17 protein-coding genes, 2 tRNA genes and 1 pseudogene are annotated in these 20950 nt (G+C 73.4%); 9 read left to right on the top strand and 11 right to left on the bottom strand.

Translation table 11 applies throughout. The annotated features are described in order from the left end of the window. Positions 1-119: 119 nt before the first annotated feature. Positions 120-1763 carry a long-chain fatty acid--CoA ligase gene (locus tag BU52_RS19755; RefSeq protein ID WP_037936370.1) on the top strand — a complete coding sequence of 548 codons (1644 nt, stop codon included), beginning with the start codon at positions 120-122 and terminating at the stop codon, positions 1761-1763. A gap of 92 nt (positions 1764-1855) precedes the next feature. Here the strand turns inward: BU52_RS19755 and BU52_RS19750 are convergent, their stop codons facing one another. Together BU52_RS19750 and BU52_RS19745 are read right to left on the bottom strand one after the other, a co-directional pair. Beyond that, the gene (locus tag BU52_RS19750; protein ID WP_078903339.1) at positions 1856-6334 is read right to left on the bottom strand and encodes a hybrid sensor histidine kinase/response regulator; all 4479 of its coding nucleotides are present in this window, start codon (positions 6332-6334) and stop codon (positions 1856-1858) included. 217 nt (positions 6335-6551) lie between these two features. Beyond that, positions 6552-7043, bottom strand: a complete 492-nt coding sequence (locus BU52_RS19745) for an SSI family serine proteinase inhibitor (RefSeq protein ID WP_037936143.1) — start codon at positions 7041-7043, stop codon at positions 6552-6554. A gap of 182 nt (positions 7044-7225) precedes the next feature. Here BU52_RS19745 and BU52_RS19740 point away from each other — a divergent pair. Together BU52_RS19740 and BU52_RS19735 are read left to right on the top strand one after the other, a co-directional pair. Further along, a tRNA-Ser gene (locus BU52_RS19740) sits at positions 7226-7316 on the top strand. A gap of 188 nt (positions 7317-7504) precedes the next feature. Then, positions 7505-7577: transfer RNA gene (locus BU52_RS19735), tRNA-Arg, on the top strand. Positions 7578-7652: 75 nt separating this feature from the next. Here the strand turns inward: BU52_RS19735 and BU52_RS19730 are convergent. The 3 genes from BU52_RS19730 to BU52_RS19720 form a co-directional block, all read right to left on the bottom strand. Next, the gene (locus BU52_RS19730; RefSeq protein ID WP_037936141.1) at positions 7653-9041 is read right to left on the bottom strand and encodes an FAD-binding oxidoreductase; all 1389 of its coding nucleotides are present in this window, start codon (positions 9039-9041) and stop codon (positions 7653-7655) included. A gap of 158 nt (positions 9042-9199) precedes the next feature. After that, a complete protein-coding gene (locus BU52_RS19725) occupies positions 9200-9661 on the bottom strand; it encodes a potassium channel family protein (RefSeq protein ID WP_078903352.1) in 462 nt (153 codons plus the stop codon). Between the two features lie 65 nt (positions 9662-9726). Continuing rightward, positions 9727-10161, bottom strand: a complete 435-nt coding sequence (locus BU52_RS19720; RefSeq protein ID WP_037936139.1) for a DUF7144 family membrane protein — start codon at positions 10159-10161, stop codon at positions 9727-9729. A gap of 146 nt (positions 10162-10307) precedes the next feature. Between BU52_RS19720 and BU52_RS19715 the strand changes: the two genes are divergently transcribed. From BU52_RS19715 to BU52_RS19700, 4 genes are all read left to right on the top strand, one after another. Further along, positions 10308-11180 carry a DUF2797 domain-containing protein gene (locus BU52_RS19715; RefSeq protein ID WP_037936134.1) on the top strand — a complete coding sequence of 291 codons (873 nt, stop codon included), beginning with the start codon at positions 10308-10310 and terminating at the stop codon, positions 11178-11180. Positions 11181-11224: 44 nt separating this feature from the next. Then, positions 11225-12130 carry an amidohydrolase family protein gene (locus tag BU52_RS19710; protein ID WP_037936131.1) on the top strand — a complete coding sequence of 302 codons (906 nt, stop codon included), beginning with the start codon at positions 11225-11227 and terminating at the stop codon, positions 12128-12130. A 115-nt stretch (positions 12131-12245) separates the two neighbouring features. Beyond that, a complete protein-coding gene (locus BU52_RS19705; protein WP_200881217.1) occupies positions 12246-12986 on the top strand; it encodes a response regulator transcription factor in 741 nt (246 codons plus the stop codon). 214 nt (positions 12987-13200) lie between these two features. Then, positions 13201-13974, top strand: a complete 774-nt coding sequence (locus tag BU52_RS19700) for a TetR/AcrR family transcriptional regulator (RefSeq protein WP_037936127.1) — start codon at positions 13201-13203, stop codon at positions 13972-13974. A gap of 17 nt (positions 13975-13991) precedes the next feature. Here BU52_RS19700 and BU52_RS19695 read toward each other — a convergent pair whose 3' ends face one another. Continuing rightward, positions 13992-14462, bottom strand: coding sequence for a PPOX class F420-dependent oxidoreductase (locus BU52_RS19695; RefSeq protein ID WP_037936124.1), 471 nt, complete (start codon positions 14460-14462; stop codon positions 13992-13994). A 9-nt stretch (positions 14463-14471) separates the two neighbouring features. After that, positions 14472-14819, bottom strand: a complete 348-nt coding sequence (locus tag BU52_RS19690) for an STAS domain-containing protein (protein ID WP_051858401.1) — start codon at positions 14817-14819, stop codon at positions 14472-14474. A gap of 119 nt (positions 14820-14938) precedes the next feature. On the opposite strand from BU52_RS19690, the gene BU52_RS19685 reads away from it, so the two are divergent. Then, a complete protein-coding gene (locus tag BU52_RS19685; RefSeq protein WP_063830017.1) occupies positions 14939-15703 on the top strand; it encodes an ANTAR domain-containing protein in 765 nt (254 codons plus the stop codon). A gap of 30 nt (positions 15704-15733) precedes the next feature. Here the strand turns inward: BU52_RS19685 and BU52_RS36425 are convergent. The 3 genes and pseudogenes from BU52_RS36425 to BU52_RS19675 form a co-directional block, all read right to left on the bottom strand. Continuing rightward, a pseudogene (locus BU52_RS36425) lies at positions 15734-16273 on the bottom strand (YceI family protein); the annotation flags it as partial. A gap of 153 nt (positions 16274-16426) precedes the next feature. Beyond that, positions 16427-18928 carry an MFS transporter gene (locus tag BU52_RS19680; protein ID WP_078903338.1) on the bottom strand — a complete coding sequence of 834 codons (2502 nt, stop codon included), beginning with the start codon at positions 18926-18928 and terminating at the stop codon, positions 16427-16429. Between the two features lie 13 nt (positions 18929-18941). After that, positions 18942-19433, bottom strand: coding sequence for a MarR family winged helix-turn-helix transcriptional regulator (locus BU52_RS19675; RefSeq protein WP_037936116.1), 492 nt, complete (start codon positions 19431-19433; stop codon positions 18942-18944). Positions 19434-19662: 229 nt separating this feature from the next. Here BU52_RS19675 and BU52_RS19670 point away from each other — a divergent pair, with 229 nt between their 5' ends. After that, a complete protein-coding gene (locus tag BU52_RS19670; RefSeq protein ID WP_037936113.1) occupies positions 19663-19857 on the top strand; it encodes a hypothetical protein in 195 nt (64 codons plus the stop codon). Positions 19858-19971: 114 nt separating this feature from the next. On the opposite strand, the gene BU52_RS19665 is transcribed toward BU52_RS19670, so the two are convergent. After that, positions 19972-20883: an RNA polymerase sigma factor SigF gene (locus BU52_RS19665; protein WP_037936110.1), complete on the bottom strand. Its 912-nt coding sequence runs from the start codon at positions 20881-20883 to the stop codon at positions 19972-19974. Positions 20884-20950 lie beyond the last annotated feature (67 nt).

Below are 20950 nucleotides of genomic sequence, written 5' to 3'. Positions count from 1 at the left end.
TGGGGCGTGATCGATCATCCGCTCCCCTAGTGACATACCGCGCGGTATGTGCGCAGAATCAGCGCAACCCGTACCGACGCGTAGGCGATGTCGCCCAGGAGGACGCCGTGCTGAGCACCATGCAGGACGTACCGCTGCTGATCTCGAGGATCCTGACCCACGGGTCGACGATCCACGGCACATCGCAGGTCACCACCTGGACCGGTGAGGGCGAGCCGCAGCGTCGTTCCTACGCGGAGATCGGCGCCCGCGCGGCCCAGCTGGCCCACGCCCTGCGTGAGGACCTCGGTGTCACCGGCGACGACCGGGTCGCCACCCTCATGTGGAACAACGCCGAGCACGTCGAGGCGTACTTCGCGATCCCCTCCATGGGAGCCGTCCTCCACACCCTGAACCTCCGCCTGCCCGCCGAGCAGCTCGCGTGGGTCGTGAACCACGCCGCCGACCGGGTGATCATCGTCAACGGTTCGCTGATCCCCCTGATCGCGCCCCTGCTGCCGCACCTCAGGACCGTCGAGCACGTGGTGGTCTCCGGCCCCGGTGACCGTGCGGCGCTGGCGGACGCCACCGTCCGGGTGCACGAGTACGAGGACCTGCTCGCCGGACAGCCCGTCGCCTACGACTGGCCGGAGCTGGACGAGCGTGCCGCCGCCGCCATGTGCTACACCTCCGGCACCACCGGCGACCCCAAGGGCGTCGTCTACAGCCACCGCTCGATCTACCTGCACTCCATGCAGGTGAACATGGCCCAGTCGATGGGCCTGACCGACCAGGACACCTCGCTGGTCGTGGTCCCGCAGTTCCACGTCAACGCCTGGGGCCTGCCGCACGCCACCTTCATGACCGGCGTCAACATGCTGATGCCGGACCGCTTCCTGCAGCCCGCCCCGCTCGCCGAGATGATCGAGGGCGAGAAGCCGACGCACGCCGCGGCGGTCCCCACCATCTGGCAGGGCCTGCTCGCCGAGCTGACCGCCAGGCCCCGGGACGTGTCCTCCCTCACCCAGGTCACCATCGGCGGCTCCGCCTGTCCGCCTTCCCTGATGGAGGCGTTCGACAAGCTGGGCATGCGGGTCTGTCACGCCTGGGGCATGACGGAGACCTCCCCGCTCGGCACCATCGCCCGCCCGCCGGCGAGCGCGGTCGGCACCGAGTCGGAGTTCGCCTACCGGCTGACCCAGGGCCGCTTCCCCGCCGGGGTCGAGGCCCGCCTCACCGGCCCCGGCGGCGAACGCCTCCCCTGGGACGGCGAGTCGGCCGGTGAGCTGGAGGTCCGCGGCGCGTGGATCGCGGGCGCCTACTACAACGGCCCCGACGCCGAGCCCCTCCGGCCCGCCGACAAGTTCAGTGAGGACGGCTGGCTGAAGACCGGTGACGTCGGCACCATCAGCCCGGACGGCTTCCTGACCCTGACCGACCGTGCCAAGGACGTCATCAAGTCCGGCGGCGAGTGGATCTCCTCGGTGGAGCTGGAGAACGCGCTGATGTCGCACCCGGACGTCGCGGAGGCCGCCGTCGTCGCCGTCCCGGACGACAAGTGGGGCGAGCGCCCGCTGGCCACGGTGGTACTCAAGGAGGGCTCCACCGCCGACTTCACCACCCTGCGCACCTTCCTCCTGGAGGAGGGGAAGATCGCCAAGTGGCAGCTCCCGGAGCGCTGGACGGTGATCGAGGCGGTGCCGAAGACCAGCGTCGGCAAGTTCGACAAGAAGGTGCTGCGCAGGCAGTACGCGGAGGGCTCGCTGGACGTGACCCGGATCTGACGCACGGAGGGAGAACGCGCCGGGCGGTGAGCGGGGGACCCCCGCTCACCGCCCGGCGCGTGTCGTACGTCCGCCGCCTGCGCGGCCGCCCGTCAGTTCGTCCCGATCCGCGCGAGCAGGTCGACGATGCGGTCCTGCACCTCGGCGCTCGTGGACCGCTCGGCGAGGAACAGCACCGTCTCGCCCGAGGCCAGCCGCGGCAGGTCCGCCTGGTCGACGGCGGCCGTGTAGACGACCAGCGGGGTGCGGTCGAGCTGCCCGTTCGCCCGCAGCCAGTCGATGATCCCGGCCTGCCTGCGGTGCACCTGCATCAGGTCCATCACCACGAGGTTCGGACGGAACTGCCCCGCCAGCGCCACCGCGTCGGCGTCGCTCGCGGCCCGCGCGACCTGCATCCCACGCCGCTCCAGCGTCCCGGTCAGCGCCAGCGCTATCTCCGCGTGTTCCTCGATCAGCAGCACCCGCGGGGGGTGCTGTTCGGTGTCGCGCGGCGCGAGCGCCTTCAGCAGTACGGCGGGATCGGCGCCGTACGCGGCATCGCGCGAGGCCTGTCCGAGCCCGGCCGTGACCAGTACCGGCACCTCGGCCGCCATCGCCGCCTGCCGCAGCGACTGGAGCGCCGTACGCGTGATCGGGCCGGTCAGCGGGTCCACGAACAGCGCGGCGGGGAAGGCCGCGATCTGCGCGTCGACCTCCTCGCGCGAGTGCACGATCACCGGCCGGTAGCCGCGGTCGCTCAGCGCCTGCTGCGTCGAGACGTCCGGCGCGGGCCACACCAGCAGCCGGCGCGGGTTGTCCAGCGGCTCCGGCGGCAGCTCGTCGTCCATCGGCTGCGGACGCGGGGTGTCCGCCACCTCCACGGCGCCGCCCGGACCGTCCAGCGGCTCGGGTCCCTCGGCGGCGTCCGCGTCGGGCGCCCCTATGGCGTACGAACGCCCGGTGCCCTCGGTACCGGGCGCGAGCCGGGACTGACCGGCGAGCGAGTGCTGGGGCTGAGCCTGCACCGGTGCCTGCGCCGGTGCCTGCGCGGCGGCGGGTGCGGACTCGGCCGCCGGGTGCGGGCGCCCGTGCTGCTCGTCGCCCGCGGCCGGGTCGGGACGCGTGCCGAGCTTGCGGCGGCGGCCGGAGCCACCCGGCTGATGCGGCGGGGGCGTGGCCGAAGGCAGCGGCTGCTGCACCTGAGCGGCCTGCCGGTTGAACGGCACGCCCTGCCCCAGCGTCCGCACGCTGATCGCCCGCCCCTGCGTCGAGTTCGGGTCCACCGGCGCCGCGGACTCCGCGGGCAGCGGCTGAGCGGCCCGCTGCGCCGGCGCCGGAGCACCCTCGGGCGGCAGCGGGGTGCCGGCGGCGGGCGTCGGCTGCGGCGGGTTCGGTGCCGGCGGTGCCTGAGGTACGGGCGTACCGGCACCGGTGCCGTCACCGGCGGCGGGCCACGGCTGCGGGGCCGGGGTGCCCCGGGCCGGGGTGCCCGGCCCGGGCGCGGCCTCGGCGGGGAGCGGCTGCGCGGCAGGCCGCCGCTCCTCTTCCGGCCCCTGCGCCCCGGGTCCGGGGGCCGGGTGCTGCGCCACCGGCACGGCAACGTCCCCCGGTGCACCGTGCCCCTGGCCGACCTGACCGGGCACGGGCGCCCCGTGGGGCGGGACGGGGGCCCCCTGCGGTGCTGCGGGCGTCCCTGGCGGCGGAACCGGAGCGCCCTGCTGCGGTGCCACAGGCGTCTGCGGCGGGACGGGGCCGCTCTGCGGTGCCACGGGCGCTCCGTGGGGCGGGGCCCCATGCGGTGCTGCGGGCGTCCCTGGCGGCGGAACCGGAGCACCCTGCCGCGGTGCCACGGGCGCTCGGTGGGGCGGGACGGGAGCACTGTGCGGCGGAACGGGCGCCCCCTGCGGTGCCACGGGCGCCCCCTGCGGAGGCACCGCCCCCCACTGCTCCGGAGCCCCCGGTGCGGGCACGCCCGGCGGCTGCCCGGCCACCGCCGGCTGCCCGGCCGCCACCGCCGGGGAGGCCGGGGCCGCCGCCCGCCGCCGGCGGCCCGTCGGGGCGCTGGTGGGATGCGGCTGCGGCGGGGTGTGGTCGTCGGCCTGGTCCTGCGGTACGGCGTCATGACGGCCGGCGTCGGCCGGGACGTCACCGGGCACGGCGGACCCGTCCGCCCCGCCCGTCTGCGGGGCGCGACCGACGACCTCGGCCTGTCCGGTCCGGTCCCCCTGCTCCGCCTGCTCCGCCTGGTCCGCCTCGGCCGGCGGCAGCGCGAACACCGTGCGCGGAGCGGCCTCCTGTGCCGCCGCCCGCTCGGTGGCGGCGGCCAGCGCCCGGCGCCGGCGTCCCCTCGGCTGCTCCTGCTCCTGGGGCTGCCCCGAGCCCTGGGCCGGTACGTGCACGGCCACCTCGGCGGAGCCGTTCCCGCCGGTGGCCGGCGCGGGCAGCGCCGCGGGCAGCGCGTGCTGTTCGCCGGACGCGCGGTGGGTCCGGTGGCCGGACGGCGCGGGCACCCCCTGCGGCGGTACCGTCCCGCCCAGCCCCGTGTTCGACGCGGCGGACCCCGCCGCATGCTCCGCGGCGGTGACGACGGCCCCTTCGGACACCCCGGCACCGGGGAGTTCGAGCGCGGCGCCGAGCGGCGCGTCCTCGGCCGGCCGGCCGCGCCGGCGCCCGGTGCCGCCGGAGACGTTCGCGTCCTCCCCGGACGCCTGGGCGGGAAGCTGGACCGGCTCGGCGGCGGCCGCCCGGCGCCTGCGCCGGCCGGTGGGCGCGGTTTCGGCGCCGGCCTCGCCGGGCGCGTCCGGCGCCTCGCTCTCCAGGAAGGCGTCCACGGAGGAACGCCGCGCGCGCCGCCGCCCGCCACCGACGGTCGGCTCGGCGGGAGCGGGCTCCTCGGCCGGGGCCGGCGCACCGGTGGCTGCCACTGCTCCCGCCCCGCCCCCGATCGGTACCTCCAGGACGAACGCGCTGCCGCTCATCCCCGGCACCTCGTGCGTCTGCAGCACGCCACCGTGCGCCCGGACGATCCCGCGCACGATCGGCTCGTGCACCGGGTCGCCGCCGCTGTACGGTCCGCGCACCTCGACGCGTACGACCTCACCGCGCTGCGCCGCCGCGACCACCACGGTGTTGTCCAGGTAACCGCCCGCCGCCAGCGGAGTGTTGCCGGTCGCGTCGACGCCCGCGACGTCCGCGACGAGGTGGGCGAGGGCGGTCGCGAGCAGCCGCGGGTCGACCTCGGCCTCGATGGGCGGCGCGTGCACGGCGAACTGCACCCGCCCCGGACCGATCAGCTCCACGGCGCCGTCCACCCCGGCGGCGACGACGGCGTCGAGCATCACCTTCGTACGGGCGACCTGCTCGGCCCCGGCGTCGAGCCGCTGGAAGCCGAGGACGTTGTCGATGAGGGTGGTGATGCGGGCGTAGCCGGCCGACAGATGGTGGAGCACCTGGTTGGCCTCGGGCCACAGCTGCCCGGCGTCGTCGGCGGCCAGCGCGGACAGCTCGCGGCGCAGTTCGTCCAGCGGGCCCCGCAGGGACTGCCCGAGCAGGGTGAGCAGTTGCTCGTGCCGGGCGGCGAGGGCCTCGTAGCGGTCCTTCTCGCGCTCGCCGAGGGCGGCGTACCGCTCCTCGTGCGCGGCGAGTTCCTCCGCGTGCTGCTCGCGCAGCTCCTCCAGCTCGGTGACGTGGCCCTGGCGCAGGGCGGTCAGTTCCGAGCCGTGCTCCTCCGCGAGCCGCTCCAGCTCCTCGGCGTGCTCCCGCTCGGCCGCATCCTTCTCCTCGGCCAGCGCGTCGTAGGGGCGGCGGTCGAGGAACGTCATGACGGCGCCGACGAGCTGGTCGCCGTCGCGCACGGGCGCCGTCGTCAGGTCGACCGGCACCTTGTCGCCGCTCTTGGAGTACAGCACCTGCCCGCGCACCCGGTGCTTGCGCCCGGAACGCAGGGTGTCGGCGAGCGGGGACTCGTCGTACGGGAAGGGGGAGCCGTCCGCACGCGAGTGCAGAACCAGGGTGTGCAGTTCGCGTCCGCCGAGTTCCCCGGCCCGGTAGCCCAGTATCTGGGCGGCGGCCGGGTTGACGAGGACGATCCTGCCGTCGGTGTCCGTGCCGACGACGCCTTCGGAGGCGGCCCGCAGGATCATCTCGGTCTGCCGCTGCGAACGGGCGAGCTCGGCCTCGGTGTCGACGGTGCCGGAAAGGTCGCGGACGACGAGCATGAGGAGTTCGTCGCCGGTGTAGCCGTACGTGTCGTACGCCTGCTGGCCGGTCTCCAGGTTCGCACTGGTGACCTCGACCGGGAACTCGCTCCCGTCGGTCCGGCGGGCGATCATCCGGGTCGGCTTCGTACGCGCGCGCGGGTCGATGTGGTCGGGCCGCCGCATGGACCCCGGGATGAGCTTGCTGTCGAACTGCGGCAGCAGATCCAGCAGCCCTCGCCCCACCAGGGCGGTGCCCGGGGTCTCGAAGGCCTCCAGGGCGATGGTGTTGGCGTTGACGACGGTCCCGTTGGCGTTGACCAGCACCAGGGCGTCGGGAAGCGCGTCCAGTATGGCTGCGAGGCGAGCAGCGCCTCGGGATGGCCTGCTGCTCACGAGACGCTTCCTCCCTGTTACCGCGACGTGCCGACCGCTCGGGCCATCTTGCCAACCTGCCCGCAACGTGTCACGCGAGGGAGTCTAAGGGCTGGGGTTGCGCCCGCGACGCCGGATGGGACGGACGTCGCATCAGGAAGTGACGGCCGTGTGACGCCAGGTACGCCGCGCACCCGTGACTGCCTGCGCCGACGCGGGCGCAACCTTCGCGGGACCTTTACGCCCCCTGTGCCCCGACTCGCCGCGGCGCCTCGGGCAGCAGCGGCACGAGCCGGTCCCAGCGGGCGATCGCGCACCCGTTCCCACGGTCGTACGTGGTGTCGACGGGACGGCCCGCCCAGGTGCCGGTGACCCGGGCGGTGGCGGGCCCGCCGTACTGCATGGTGCAGACGGCGTCGCGCGGCACGGGGGCGAAGGGGTCCTCACCCCACCGCGTGTTCCGCTCGACGGCCGCGCAGGCCCCGGCGGGGTCGGGATGGCTGCCGCCACCGGGCCGGCAGCGCACCACGTACGTCCCGTCCGCTCCGTCGCCCGCGCCGCGCACGGTGACGGTGAGACGGTCGCCGCGCGGAGGCGGCTCCTGCGCGTACGCCGCGGGGGGTGCCGCGGACAGCGGGGTGAGGGCGGCGAGGGCGGCGGCACCGGCGACGAACCACCGCGGCACGGGGCGGGCGGCGCTCTTCAGGACCTGCACGAGGATCTGAGACATGACCTGATCAACGCGCCACCGCGCGGGACGTTGCGCCACGCCGGCGTGACGGCGGGAAGTGCTTTGCCCTGCGGGCTCCCCGCCTAGTACCGTGGGGACCGATTGGTGACACCCCACGCGGTTGTGTCATCATCGGCACGCACCGACCCGCTCGCGCTCACGCGCGGGGAGGGCCTGTGCATGGAGGCGTCGCCTAGTCCGGTCTATGGCGCCGCACTGCTAATGCGGTTTGGGTCTTAAAGCCCATCGAGGGTTCAAATCCCTCCGCCTCCGCCCTCATCACGAAGCCCCGGCCCCTGCGGCCGGGGCTTCGTCGTTGCCTCCCCCTGATTCGGCGTTCGCGCAGGTCACAAGGGGTGGGCCAAACGGATTTCACATGGCGGCGGCAGTCATGTAATGTTCTTCCTGTCGCCGCGAGCGGGCCGAAAGGGCCGGGAGCGGCGAGAAAACTGAAGAGACAAGCACTCGTAGCTTAACGGATAGAGCATCTGACTACGGATCAGAAGGTTGCAGGTTCGAATCCTGCCGAGTGCACAGCAGACCGGAGGCCCCGTGGAGTGATCCACGGGGCCTCCGGTGTTGGTGCCGGCCCCCCCGCCGGGCCCCGGATCAGGCCGCGGACGGCGGGATGTTCTGGTTGGCGCGGAAGAAGTTGTGCGGGTCGTACGCGCGCTTGACCGCGGTCAGGCGGTCGTAGTGGTCGCGGTAGGTGGACCGGACGCGTTCGGGGCCCTCGGACTCGCCGATGAAGTTGACGTACGAGCCGCCCATGGAGTGCGGGTGCAGGTCGGTCCAGTAGTCGACGCACCACTGCCGGACCAGATCGGCGTTGGCCGGGTCGGGGTCGACGCCGGCGACGATGCCGGACCACACCGCGTCCCGGTAGGCCCAGGCCGTTTCGCCCGGGGCGACCCGGTGGGCCGCTCCGTCCACGGGGTACAGGTGCATCGTCGACAACTCGGTGGGAAGCGCCTGGCCGTAGCGTTCGTGGACGGCGACCGCCTCGTCGGGGATGCCGTCGAAGAAGTCGCCGCGCCAGTACCACTGCAGCCCTTTGGGGACCAGCTCGTCGAACATGGCCTGCAGGGCCGGGTAGGGCATGGGCGTGGCGAAGTGGAAGGCAGGCGGGGCCGGGTCGTTGACCACGGACAGCACCTCCTCCAGGCGGCCGTCGGCCAGGTCGCCGGTGCAGCACCAGATCACCGCGCACGCCTTCCGGCCGTGGAGCGGTTCCGGGAAGGGCGGCCCGGGCGGGACGGTCATGAGGGCGAAGAACCCGTTGAGGTCCTCCGGCGCGGCGGGCAGGAACTCCCGGTACCAGCGCAGCACCTCCGGTGTGCGCTCGACCGGCCACACGGTCACCGCGACCCCGACCGTGTCCGCCGGGTGCAGCCGGAAGGTGAACGACGTGACCACGCCGAAGTTGCCGCCTCCGCCCCGCAGCGCCCACAGCAGGTCCGGGTGCTCCTTCTCGGACACGGTGACCGCGCTGCCGTCGGCCAGGACGACGTCCGCGGCGACCAGGCTGTCGACCGTCAGCCCGTACGCGCGGGTCAGGTGGCCGTGTCCGCCGCCCAGGGTGAGGCCGCCGACGCCCGTCGTCGAGTTGATCCCGGAGGGCACGGCGCCGCCGAAGGCGTGTGCCTCGTGATCCATGTCGCCCAGCCGGCTGCCCCCGCCCACCTGCACGGTCCCGGCCTCCGGGTCGACCCGCGCCCAGCGCATCGGGGAAAGGTCCAGCGTGAGTCCGCCGTCGACCAGGCACAGGCCCGGCCCGCTGTGCCCGCCCCCGCGGACGGCGAGATCGGTGCCCGTCTCCTGGGCGAAGGCGAGGGTGGTCCGCACGTCCGCCGTGCCGGCGCACTGGGCGATGGCGGCCGGACGCCGGTCGATCATGGCGTTGTAGATGCTGCGGGCCTCGTCGTAGTCCGCGTCCCGCGGTGTGACGACACGTCCTCGCAAGGCCGCGCGCAGGCTGTCGAGAGCAGTTGCGTCCATGCCGCTCATGAGCGGACACCCCTCGGGAAGGTGCGGAACCGGATGACCGCGGGTGGACGGAACCGGCGGATCGGCGGCCCGGTTCATCCGGGGCCCGGGGATCGGATCCCCGCCGTTCCAGTGTGACGCGAGTCACACTGGCGCGCGACAGGGTGAGGTCAGCGCGGTTGGCGGGGCGTGTCACGGCGACTGACCGTCGCACGGAAGGACTGGGTGAGGGCGGTGGCCGCCGCGGTGAGGAAGACGAAGCTGTAGAGGATCTGCAGGATGGTGACCAGCCGCGCGGCCTGTCCGTGGGGCGTGATGTCGCCGTAGCCGATGGTGGCGACGGTGACCAGGGTGAAGTAGAGGGCGTCCAGGCGGGTGGTGATGCCGTCGACCTGGCCGGGATCCTGCGCCAGCGCCTGGTAGGCGGAGGCGAAGACCAGGATGGACAGGCTGATCAGCGGCGGGATGACCAGCCCCGGGCGGGTTCCCGGGACGGACAGCAGCACCCGGACGACCTGCCTCAGCAGCAGGGCGGCGATCAGCCCGAGCGCGATACCGAAGAGGAGCCAGCTCAGCAGCGGGCGGCGCGGGCCCAGTCCGTCCAGGGGCAGCAGGAAGTAGGCGGCGACCATCACCGCCACCCCGGCCACCTGCGCCAGCAGGGGCCACAGGGTGCTCCAGGCGCTGGGCGCGCGCTCTACGCCCGGGTCCCGCTGCTCTCGCGGCGCGGCGCGCACAGTGCCCAGATGATGAAGCCGGCGATGACGATGAGGACGATCGACCACACGGGCTGGTAGGGCAGCCACACGAAGTTGGCGACCATGCTGAGCCCGGCCAGCACGATGCCCACGACGCGGGCCCAGGTGGCGCCGGTGAACAGGGCGACACCGGTGACGGCGATCAGTGCGCCGAGGATCAGGTGCACCCAGCCCCAGCCGGTCAGGCTGAACTCGTAGGTGAAGTTCGGAGTGGTGACGAAGACGTCGTCCTTGGCGATGGCGGCGATGCCCTGGAAGACCGCCATGATGCCGCCGAAGGTCATCAGGACCGCCGCGGCGGCCGTCCAGCTCGTCGCCCAAGGGCTCTCCGCCTCCCACCCGCGCTGGTGGGTACCGCTGACATTGCTAGCCATGCTCTCGGCCTTCCGGACGTCCCCGAGCGGTGCGATGCCTTCTCCAGACTGGCACTCCTGATCGCACCCGGCACCTCGGCCCGCCCCCGCCCCGTGCCCGCCGGGTCGAGGGCGGCTGTCAGTGGTGGCCTCTAGTCTCGGCGGTGATGGCACAGGCATGGAACTGCTCGGGGCTGCGGTGGTCGGCGGACAGTCCCGTGCTGTTGTGGGACGGCGGCCGGCGCTCTGTGCTGACCCGGGGGAAGCGGGTGGCCTTCGGGGTCGAGGACGGGGGAGTACGGACCTGCGTGGGGGCACGCGGGCACGCGTGCCCGCTCGGTGCGGCGGTGCCGGGGCGCGGTACCGGGGCGCGCTGCGAGGAGTGCGCCCGGCTGGACCGTGCGCACTCGGTGGCCGCGGACTCCCTCGCGGACGATCCTCGGCCCTACCGCGTCTACCTGGCGTGGTTCGGGCCCGGGATGCTCAAGGTCGGGATCACCGCGGCGCAGCGGGGGGCGGCGCGGCTGCTCGAGCAGGGGGCGGTCGCCTTCACCTGGCTGGGCACCGGGCCGCTGATGGCGGCGCGGCGTACCGAGGAGCTGCTGCGCGCGGCGCTCGGCGTGCCCGACCGGATTCCCTACGCCGACAAGCGGGCGGTGAGGGCGGCCCTCCCGGCCACGCGGGAGGAAAGGGCGGCGGAGATCGCCGCGCTGCACGCGCGGGCGGTCGCCCTGAGCGGATGGCCGGAGTCGCTGGACCCGGCGCCGTTCCGACCGGCCGACCACGCCGAGGTCTTCGGGCTGCCGCGGGTGCCCGCCGCCGTGGGGGAGGTCACCGAACTGGTCGCCGGGGGCGCGGTGAGCGGTGAGCTGGTGGCCGCCGCCGGCCCCGATCTGCATCTGTCGACGGCACGGGGGGTCGTGGTCCTGGACACCCGGCTGATGGCCGGGTGGGGGCTGGTCCCCTCCGGCGGGCGGGAGTTCGCCGTGCCGGTCAGGGCGCTGAGCCGGCGGGCGGTGGCACAGGACGGGCTGTTCTGACCGGCCTCTGGACCGGGGGCCGGGTCACGGGTGATCGTGACGGCATGAGCGAGCGGCCCGACACCCGTACCGAAGCCGGCGACGTGCGGTGTTTCTGGGAGGGGCTCGGGCTGCCCGGGCTCGTCGACGTGCACACGCACTTCATGCCGGAGCGGGTGCTGCGCAAGGTGTGGGCGTACTTCGACGCGCTCGGACCGCTGACCGGCGGGGTCGAGTGGCCGATCACGTACCGCGCGGAGGAGCGCGAACGGGCCGAGGTGCTGCGGGCGTTCGGCGTACGGGCGTTCACCGCCATGCTCTACCCGCACAAGCCCGGCATGGCCCGCTGGCTGAACGACTGGGCGGCCGGTTTCGCCGCGCGCACGCCCGACTGCCTGCACACCGCGACGCTGTTCCCCGAGCCGGGCGTCGCCGACTACGTCCGGGACGCCGTCGAGGCGGGCGCGCGCGTCTTCAAGGCGCATGTGCAGGTGGGGGCGTACGACCCGGCCGACGAGGCGCTCGACGCCGCCTGGGGGCTGCTCGCCGAGGCCGGTCTGCCGGTGGTGATCCACTGCGGGTCGGGGCCCGCGCCCGGAAAGCACACCGGCCCCGGTCCGGTCGCCCGGGTGCTGGCGCGGCATCCCCGGCTGCGGCTGGTGGTGGCGCACCTCGGGATGCCCGAGTACGAGGACTTCCTGGACCTCGCCGAGCGGTACGCGCAGGTGCGGCTGGACACCACGATGGCGTTCACCGACTTCGGCGAACGCCTGGCGCCGTTCCCCCGGCGGGCGCTGCCCAGGCTGGCCGCCCTCGGCGAGCGGATCCTGCTCGGCTCGGACTTCCCCAACATCCCTTATCCGTACGTCCACCAGTTGCACGCGCTGGAGCGGCTGGGGCTCGGTCAGGAGTGGCTGCGGGGGGTGTGCCACGACAACGCGGCCCGGCTCTTCGGCATCACCGTGCCGTGAACCTCCCCGGGCGGGACGCGCCCGCGTGCGGGGCGCGGCCGAGCCGACGCCTTTCTCAGGGAAAACACAGAGTGCCGAAAGAGTGTTCTCAGAGGGCGCGGACATCGTGTGCGGCATGACCACGATCTCGCCCCGGGGGCGCACCGAACTGCTCGGGCCGGACGGGAGCCCCGTCCGGGTGCTGGTGGTGGACGACGAGCAGTCGATCACCGAACTGCTCTCCATGGCCCTGCGGTACGAGGGCTGGCAGATCCGCAGCGCCGGCGACGGTCAGGGTGCCGTGCGGTCCGCGCGCGAGTTCCGGCCGGACGCCGTCGTCCTGGACATGATGCTGCCGGACAGGGACGGGCTGTCCGTCCTCGGGCGGCTGCGCCGCGAGCTGCCCGACGTGCCCGTCCTGTTCGTGACCGCCAAGGACGCCGTCGAGGACCGCATCGCCGGGCTGACGGCGGGGGGTGACGACTACGTCACCAAGCCGTTCAGCCTGGAGGAGGTCGTCGCCCGGCTGCGTGGGCTGATCCGGCGCTCCGGCGCCGCCGACCGCCGGTCGGAGTCGGTGCTGGTCGTCGGCGACCTCACCCTCGACGAGGACAGCCACGAGGTCACCCGGGGCGGCGACGGCATCCACCTCACCGCCACCGAGTTCGAACTGCTGCGCTTCCTCATGCGCAATCCGCGGCGCGTGCTCAGCAAGGCACAGATCCTCGACCGGGTCTGGTCGTACGACTTCGGCGGGCGGGCCAACGTCGTCGAGCTGTACATCTCGTACCTGCGCCGGAAGATCGACGCCGGCCGGGAGCCGATGATCCACACCCGGCGGGGCGCCGGATACCTGATCAAGCCCGCGGCGTCGTGAACGGCCGACGGCGACCGGGACGGCCCGGGACGGGTCTGCCGGCGGGGCCGCCGACGTGCTGCTCGGCGTGCTGCTCGGCGGGCTGATCGCGGCGGCGTTGCCGGGCCGGGCGGACCGGGCAGACTTTCCGGAGAAGGCCTGAGGGCCGGTCCCCGCGCACCCGGGCCCGGGTGCCTGGCAGGGGCCGGTGCCGGCACGTCGAGGAAGGTGCGCCATGGTGAGGGCAGCCCGGCGGTCCGGGAGCGCTTCGCGCTCCAGTGTCTGGCTGGAGGGCAGGTCCCGCGGCGGCGGGCGCGGCGGCGGACAGCCGTCGGGACTGGACCGGGAGCGGATCACCGAGGTCACCGTCCGGCTGCTGGACGCCGAGGGCCCGGCCACGTTCTCCATGCGCCGGCTCGCCGCCGAGCTCAACGTGACGGCGATGTCCGTGTACTGGTACGTCGACACCAAGGACGACCTGCTGGAACTCGCCCTGGACCGCACCTTCGGGGAGCTCACGCTGCCCGATCCGGCCGTCGACGAGGACTGGCGGGCTCAACTGCGCGCCCTCGCCCGCGAGTACCGCGCGCTGCTGGTGCGCCATCCGTGGCTGTCGCCGCTGGCCGGCAGGTTCCTCAACATAGGGCCCAACGCGCTGGCGTTCTCGAGGGTGATCCAGCAGGTCGTCCGCAAGACGGGGCTGCCCGCGCACGGGGCGACGGGAGCCATCTCGGCCGTCTTCCAGTTCGTCTACGGCTACGGCACGGTCGAGGGCCACTTCCACACCCGCGTCGCCGCCACGGGCATGACTCCCGACGAGTACCACCGGCACGCCATGAGCGAGGTGACGCAGTCGCCGGAGGCCGCAGAGGTCGTCGAGGAGTCGGCCAGGATCATGGAGGCCCGCGGCGGTGACACGGTCGAGGAGATGCTGGAACGGGACTTCGCCTTCGCCCTGGACCTGCTGATCGCGGGCATCGAGGCGATGGTGGCCCGCAGCCGCGCCTGACGAGGACCGCGGGGGTGCTACGCGCCCTCGGCCAGTCGCGCCGGGAAACCGCCGGTCGCCACCGGCCCCCAGCGCTCCGGAGTGATCCGGATGATCGACTTGCCCTGCGTGACCATCGCCGCCCGGTACTCGTCCCAGTCGGGGTGCTCGCCCGCGATGTTCCGGTAGTACTCCACCAGCGGCTCCACGGACTCGGGCGAGTCCACGACCTCGGCGGTGCCGTCGATCTGCACCCAGGGCCCGTTCCAGTCGTCACTCAGGACGATCAGGCTCACCCGGCCGTCCCTCTTGGCGTTGCGCGTCTTGGCGCGCTCCGGGTAGGTGGAGACCACGATCCGCCCCGAGTCGTCGACCCCGCACGTCAGCGGCGAGCCCTGGGGGCCGCCGTCGGCCCGCCGGGTCAGCAGGACCGCCCGGTGGCGGGGCCGCACGAAGTCCAGCAGCTCGTCGAGGGAGACACGGGTGTTCGTCGCGATGTTCGGTGCCATGGCGTCAGCCTAGGCGGCCATCGCCTCGGGCAGGTTGTCGTACACGGGGATGTCCCGGCGCAGGCCGGTGAGTTCCAGTACGCGGCTCGCCACGCTCTCCGGGCAGGCGACCACGGACACACGGGCTCCGGGGCGCAGCAGCCGGCGCACGTCGTTGATGAGGCGCACACCCTGGGAGTCCATGAACTGCGTCGCGGTGAGGTCGAGGACCACGACCCGGGGCGGCCGGCCGGAGTCGGGACGGGCCTGGGCCATGATCAGGGGCAGCAGTCCGTCGGCGTTGGAGAAGTCGATCTCCGGCGGGAAGGGGACCAGTGCGCGCTCGGAGGGATGCGGGGAGAAGGTCACGGCATTCACCTGGCAGACGTCAGGACGGTCTGTGAGGCCACTTCCTGACCCGTCACTCCATTGGACCACGTCGGAGCCCGTGTGTGAAAGCGGCTAAAGTTCTGTACGTCCTGTGCTCGCAGTCGGGAATGTGCTGCGGAGCTCTCCTGCGCACGGCCTTTCGGCCGTGCACGCCGAAGAGGTTCGTGGTGGTTGCGTCCCGGTTTTCTGATTTGCCCCCTTTCTCTGACGGTTCCGATGTGGCGGAAGCACTGACGGCCGCGGCCTGCCGACTGCACGAGACGTCCTCCCCGGACAGCACCCTGGACGCCGCCGTCCGTCTGGCGGTCGACCTCGTGCCCGGCGCCGATCACGCCGGCATCTCCGTGATAGAGCGCGACAACCGTCGCCGCACGCTCGCCTGGACCGACGATGTCGTGCGGGCCGCCGAGGACGGTGGCCCCGGGGCCGGGGAACGGCCCTACTGGCACGGCCTGTGGACCGCCCCGGTGGCCGGGGTCGAGGACAGCGAGGGCGAACAGGGACAGGGCGCGCTGTCCGAGCTCGGCCTGCGTTCCGTGCTGTCGCTGCGGCTGCGCGCCGACCGCCGCCGGCTGACCGTGCTCACCACGTACGCCCGCAAGCCGCGCGCCTTCGACGAGACCGCCCTGCGGGTCGGCCGGCTGTTCACCGCGCACGTCGGCATCGCCCTCGACTCCGCCACCGTGCGCGAGCAGCTCACCGAGGCCATGCGCACCCGGGACCTGATCGGCCAGGCCACCGGCATCCTCATGGAGCGCCTGAACATCGACGCGGCCGGCGCCTTCGACAGCCTGGTGCGGGCCTCGCAGCGGGAGAACGTGAAGCTGCGGGATCTCGCCCGTCGCATCGTCGACGCCCACGACAAGCCCTGACGGCGCCTCACAGGGCGGAAGCGCGTCGCTGAGGGTCGTGCCGATCGCCGCGATGCCGGTCCGGACGACCTGGTTGTGGTTCATCGCGAAGTCCCCGCGCCGCGGTTCGGCCCTGGCGCGGAAGGCCGCCCTGGTGCCGCCCCAGGGGTCCTCCCCGATGCCGAGGAGGGTCGGGCCGAGGTCGACGGGGCGGACGACACCGCGCACGGCCGGTTCACCGTGGACCGTCCAGCGGTCGGGTCCCGCCCGGTCAGTCCCGTGGACCGGTAGGTGATCTCCGGGTGCCGGCCGGCGTCCGGGAAGCCCGCGGACCGCGGACGCGTGTCGTGTGCCCCGGCGGCGGCAGCTCGGCGCCGCCCCGCCGGGCCGGCGTCACCGTCCCGAGGCCGGCCGTGCGGCTCGCCGTGACGAGCGCACTGGCGGCGGTGGGCGCGTACCCCACCGCCGTGACGACGACAGTGTACCCGGCGCCGGCGCGGTGGGGTCCCGTACGGCGCCCTCGTCGTCCGCCCCGGCGCGCGGCACCTGCCCACCGGTCGCGTCGGTCAGGGTGATGACCGCGTGCGGCACGGCTCATCCGTCCCGCGTGTGTACCCGCGCGGTCAGTGGCATCCCGTTGCCTCTCCGAGTGGACGTACGGACAGCTCATGGAGGGACCGGCCCGTGGCGGGGCGCGCCTTCGCCGCGGGACGCGCGGGCCCGCCACGGGGGTGGGGCTTCCCGCTACTGGCCGGGGTGGGCGAGTTCGATGTCGTGGTCGTCGGTTCCGTCGCCCGTGACCGTCAGCGCGGTGGCCACCGGCGGGTATCCCGTGGCGATCACGGTGTACTCGCCGCCGTCCAGATCGGCGAAGGCGTACGCCCCGTCCGTCCCGGTCGTCGCCGTGCCGACCACGTTGCCCGCCGCGTCGACCAGGGTGACCCGGGCGTAGGCCAGTGGCCCGTGCGGGGTGCGGACCACGCCCCGCACCCGGGCACCGGTCTCCAGGTCGGCCTCGACCCGGGTCACTCCGGTGCCGTCGACCTCGACGGGCAGGGCGCGCGGCCGGTGCCCGGCGGCGTTCACCGCGACGGTCACCGCGCCCGGCGCCAGCTCGGTGAACGCGAACTCGCCCTGCTCTCCGGTGCTCCCGGAGGCCAGCAGCTCGCCGCGTACATCGGTGACGATCACCATCGCGTCCGGCACCGGCAGTCCGGTTCCCGCCGTGCGGACCGTCCCGGCCAGGCCGCCGGTGGCCCCGAGCAGCATGTCGTGGGTGACGGGTTCGCCGTCCACCACGACCGTGGACGCCTGCGGTTGGTGACCGTCGGCGGCCGCGATCAGGACGTACGACCCGGCCCCGGGCGCGTCCACCGCGTACGACCCGTCGGCCCGCGTCACCGAGCGGCCGAGCTGGCGTCCGCCGAGCGAGATCAGGGTGACGGCCGCCCGCGGGACGGGCGCGCCGTCGGCGCCGCGCACGGCACCGCGGACCGGGAAGCCGCCCCCGGCGGACTCCTCGGCGTGGGCGGTGCCGGCGACCGCGGACAGCGGTCGGGCGGCCGTGCCCGTCGCGTCGGCCCCGGCGCCGTCCGCGGTACGGTTCACGGCGTCCTCGGCGGACGGTTGCGGCGCGGGGGCCCCGGCCGTCTCCTCCGCCGCCTGGGCGAGCGCGCCGGTGGTCCGCAGCGGGACCTCCTTGATGAACAGGGTGACCAGGAAGGCGAGCAGGGCGATCGGCGCGACGTACAGGAAGATGTCGGCGATGCCGTGCCCGTAGGCGCTCTCCAGCCAGGTGCGGATGGACGGGGGCAGCAGGTCCATGTCGGGGATCGCGCCGCTGCCGGAGGCCTCTGCGGCCGCCGCCCGCTCCCGCGGACCGAGCTGCCCGATGGTGTCCTGGGCGTAGTGGCTGATCCGGCTCGACATGACCGAGCCGAGCACGGAGACGCCGAGCGCTCCGCCGAGGGACCGGAAGAAGGTCACGACGGAGGAGGCCGCGCCCAGGTCGCCGGGGGCCACCTGGTTCTGCGTGCACAGCACCAGGTTCTGCATCATCATGCCGACGCCGAGGCCCATGAGCGCCATGAAGACGCCGATGTGCCAGTAGGGGGTGTCGTAGCGCATGGTGCCGAGCAGGCCGAGGCCCGCGGTCAGCAGCACGCCGCCGGCCAGGAGCCAGCTCTTCCACCTGCCGGTGCGGGTGATGACGATGCCGGAGACCGTGGAGGACACGAACAGGCCGCCGATCATCGGGATCGTCATGACGCCCGACATGGTCGGGGACTTGTCCCGGGCGAGCTGGAAGTACTGGCTGAAGTAGACGGTGCCGGCGAACATCGCGATGCCGACGAACAGGGACGCCAGCGAGGCCAGGGTGATGGTGCGGTTGCGGAACAGGCGCAGCGGGATGATCGGCTCGGCGGCCCGGCTCTCGACGAACAGGAAGACCAGCGCCAGGACGACCGAACCGCCGACCATGGCAGCGGTCTGCCAGGACATCCACGCGTACTTGTCGTCGGCGAAGGTGACCCAGACGAGCAGCAGGCAGACGGCCGCGGTGACGAAGAAGGCGCCCGCCCAGTCGACCTTGACCCGGCGCTTGAGCAGGGGCAGGTGCAGCGTCTTCTGCAGCACGAGCAGCGCGACCACCGCGAAGGGCACCCCGACGTAGAGGCACCAGCGCCAGCCGAGCCAGCTGGTGTCGGTGATGACGCCGCCGAGCAGCGGGCCACCGACGGTCGCGACGGCGAAGGTCGCGCCGAGGTAGCCGGAGTAGCGTCCGCGCTCACGCGGGGAGATCATCGCGGCCATGATGATCTGGGCCAGGGCGGACAGGCCGCCGGCGCCCAGGCCCTGGATGGCACGCGCGCCGATGAGCATTCCCGGGTTCTGCGCCAGGCCGGCCACGACGGAGCCGAGGACGAAGACGCAGAGGGCTATCTGGACCAGGACCTTCTTGCTGAACAGGTCGGCGAGCTTGCCCCACAGGGGGGTGGAGGCGGTCATCGTCAGCAGCGAGGCGGTGACGACCCAGGTGTAGGCGCTCTGGCCGCCACCGAGGTCGCCCACGATCTCGGGCAGGGCGTTGGTGACGATGGTCGACGACAGGATGGCGGCGAACATGCCGAGCAGCAGCCCGGACAGCGCCTCCATGATCTGCCGATGGGTCATCGGAGCGTCTCCGGAGGAGCCTCCCCCGTGCTTGGCATGAGCCCGCACACCGGCTGGTGTGGTCGTTGCCATGGGCGTCCTTCTCTTAGGTGCTTGCGGGTGTACCGGTGGTCTCTGCGCGTGCGGGAGACGCCGGCCGGGGCACGGTGCGGCAGTCGCCGAAGCTGTCCCTGAGCCGGGCCATCAACTGGGTGAGGCGGCCGACCTCCTCGTCGGACCAGTCGCCCAGGCGCTCGGCGAGGAGCTCGGTGGTCCGCCGGAACAGATCGTCGAGCCGTTCCCGGCCGGCGGGGGTGAGGCGCAGGATGCGGGACCGCTTGTCGGTGGGGTCGGGGGAGCGCTCGATCCAGCCGCGCTCGGCGAGGTGGGTGACGTGGCGGCTGGTGACCGACATGTCCACGGAGAGCAGCTCCGCGAGCCTGCTCATGCGCATGTCGCCGTGGCGGCCGAGGAGCGCCAGCACGGCCGCCGAACCGCTGTGGCAGTCGGACGGCAGGAGCCGGTTCATCTCGCGCTTGACCGCGCCGAAGGCGCTGAACTGCCGGACCAGCTCCTCGTAGTGCGCCGACTCGGCCATGGCACCTCCCGTTTTGTTGCTTGAAGCAACCGTAGGGATCGATGGTTGCCGCAGGCAAATAAAAACGGGCGGGACGGCTCAAAAACTTGGCAAAGGCAAGTAATCCCGGTAGTAAACGCGCAGGTGGCGGGGTCGGGACCCGTCCCGTCGTGCTCCGTGGCCGCCGTCCGAGCGCCCTGCCCCTGCCCCGCTTGGGCCGCCCGTCGGGGATTCGCTAGGGTCTCGGGACATGGCTAACACCCAGGGCCCGCAGGGCCATCACGACCCCGCCGGCAGCACTCAGATGTTCCGCGCGTTCGTCGACGAGGCACCGCAGGGCCGGCAGGCCGCGTCCACCGGCGGTGGGCCGCGGATCGGCCTGATCGTCGGCATCGTCGTCGCCGTGGCGGTCGTGGCCGCGGTGGCGTGGCTCGCGCTGAGGTAGGGCGGGCGGACAACGCGGCGGGCCGCCGTCGCGCCCGCGCGGGGCGCCCGGCGGCCACACCGTTTCCAGCCTATGGGCGGAGCGTCCGGCGGACGCCCCGCTCCGTGCGGTGCCTCAGTCCGAGATGAGGCCCTCCCGCAGCTGGGCGAGCGTCCGCGTGAGCAGCCGTGAGACGTGCATCTGGGAGATGCCGACCTCCTCGCCGATCTGCGACTGGGTCATGTTGGCGAAGAAGCGCAGCATGATGATCCGCCGCTCGCGCGGCGGCAGTTTGGCGAGCAGGGGCTTGAGCGACTCCCGGTACTCCACGCCCTCCAGTGCCGTGTCCTCGTAGCCGAGGCGGTCCGCGAGGGAACCCTCGCCGCCGTCGTCCTCGGGGGTGGGGGAGTCCAGCGAGGACGCCGTGTACGCGTTGCCGACGGCGAGCCCGTCGACGACGTCCTCCTCCGACACGCCCAGCACGGCGGCGAGTTCGGCCACCGTCGGGGAGCGGTCCAGCTTCTGGGACAGCTCGTCGCCGGCCTTCGTCAGCGCCAGGCGCAGCTCCTGCAGCCGGCGCGGCACCCGCACCGACCACGACGTGTCGCGGAAGAACCGCTTGATCTCACCGACCACCGTCGGCATCGCGAACGTCGGGAACTCCACGCCCCGTTCGCAGTCGAAGCGGTCGATCGCCTTGATCAGGCCGATGGTGCCGACCTGGACGATGTCCTCCATCGGCTCGTTGCGCGAGCGGAACCGCGCCGCCGCGTAGCGCACCAGCGGGAGGTTGAGCTCGATCAGCGTGTCCCGGACGTAGGCACGCTCCGGGCTGTCCTCGTCGAGTGCGGCGAGCCGCAGGAACAGGGAGCGGGACAGGGTGCGGGTGTCGAGGGCCGCCGTGTCCGGCAGTTCCGTCGTGTCCGGGAGTTCCGGAGCCGGTGTGGCCGGGCCTTCGTCGATGGGGCCGAGTGCGTCGAGAGCATGGGGAGCTTTCTCGCTCTCCGCGAGCGTGAGCACCTTCGAGCTGCCCTGATCTGCGGACATGCCACCCCCTTTGGGTCGCGGGACGGTCGCGGCGAACGCTCCCGATCCGAGGAACGCAGCCTTCACC

Origin of the sequence: Streptomyces toyocaensis, assembly GCF_000725125.1 — a bacterium.
Lineage (GTDB): Bacteria > Actinomycetota > Actinomycetes > Streptomycetales > Streptomycetaceae > Streptomyces > Streptomyces toyocaensis.
Note: the sequence above shows the minus strand (reverse complement) of the source record. Positions and strands in the feature narration are given on the sequence as shown.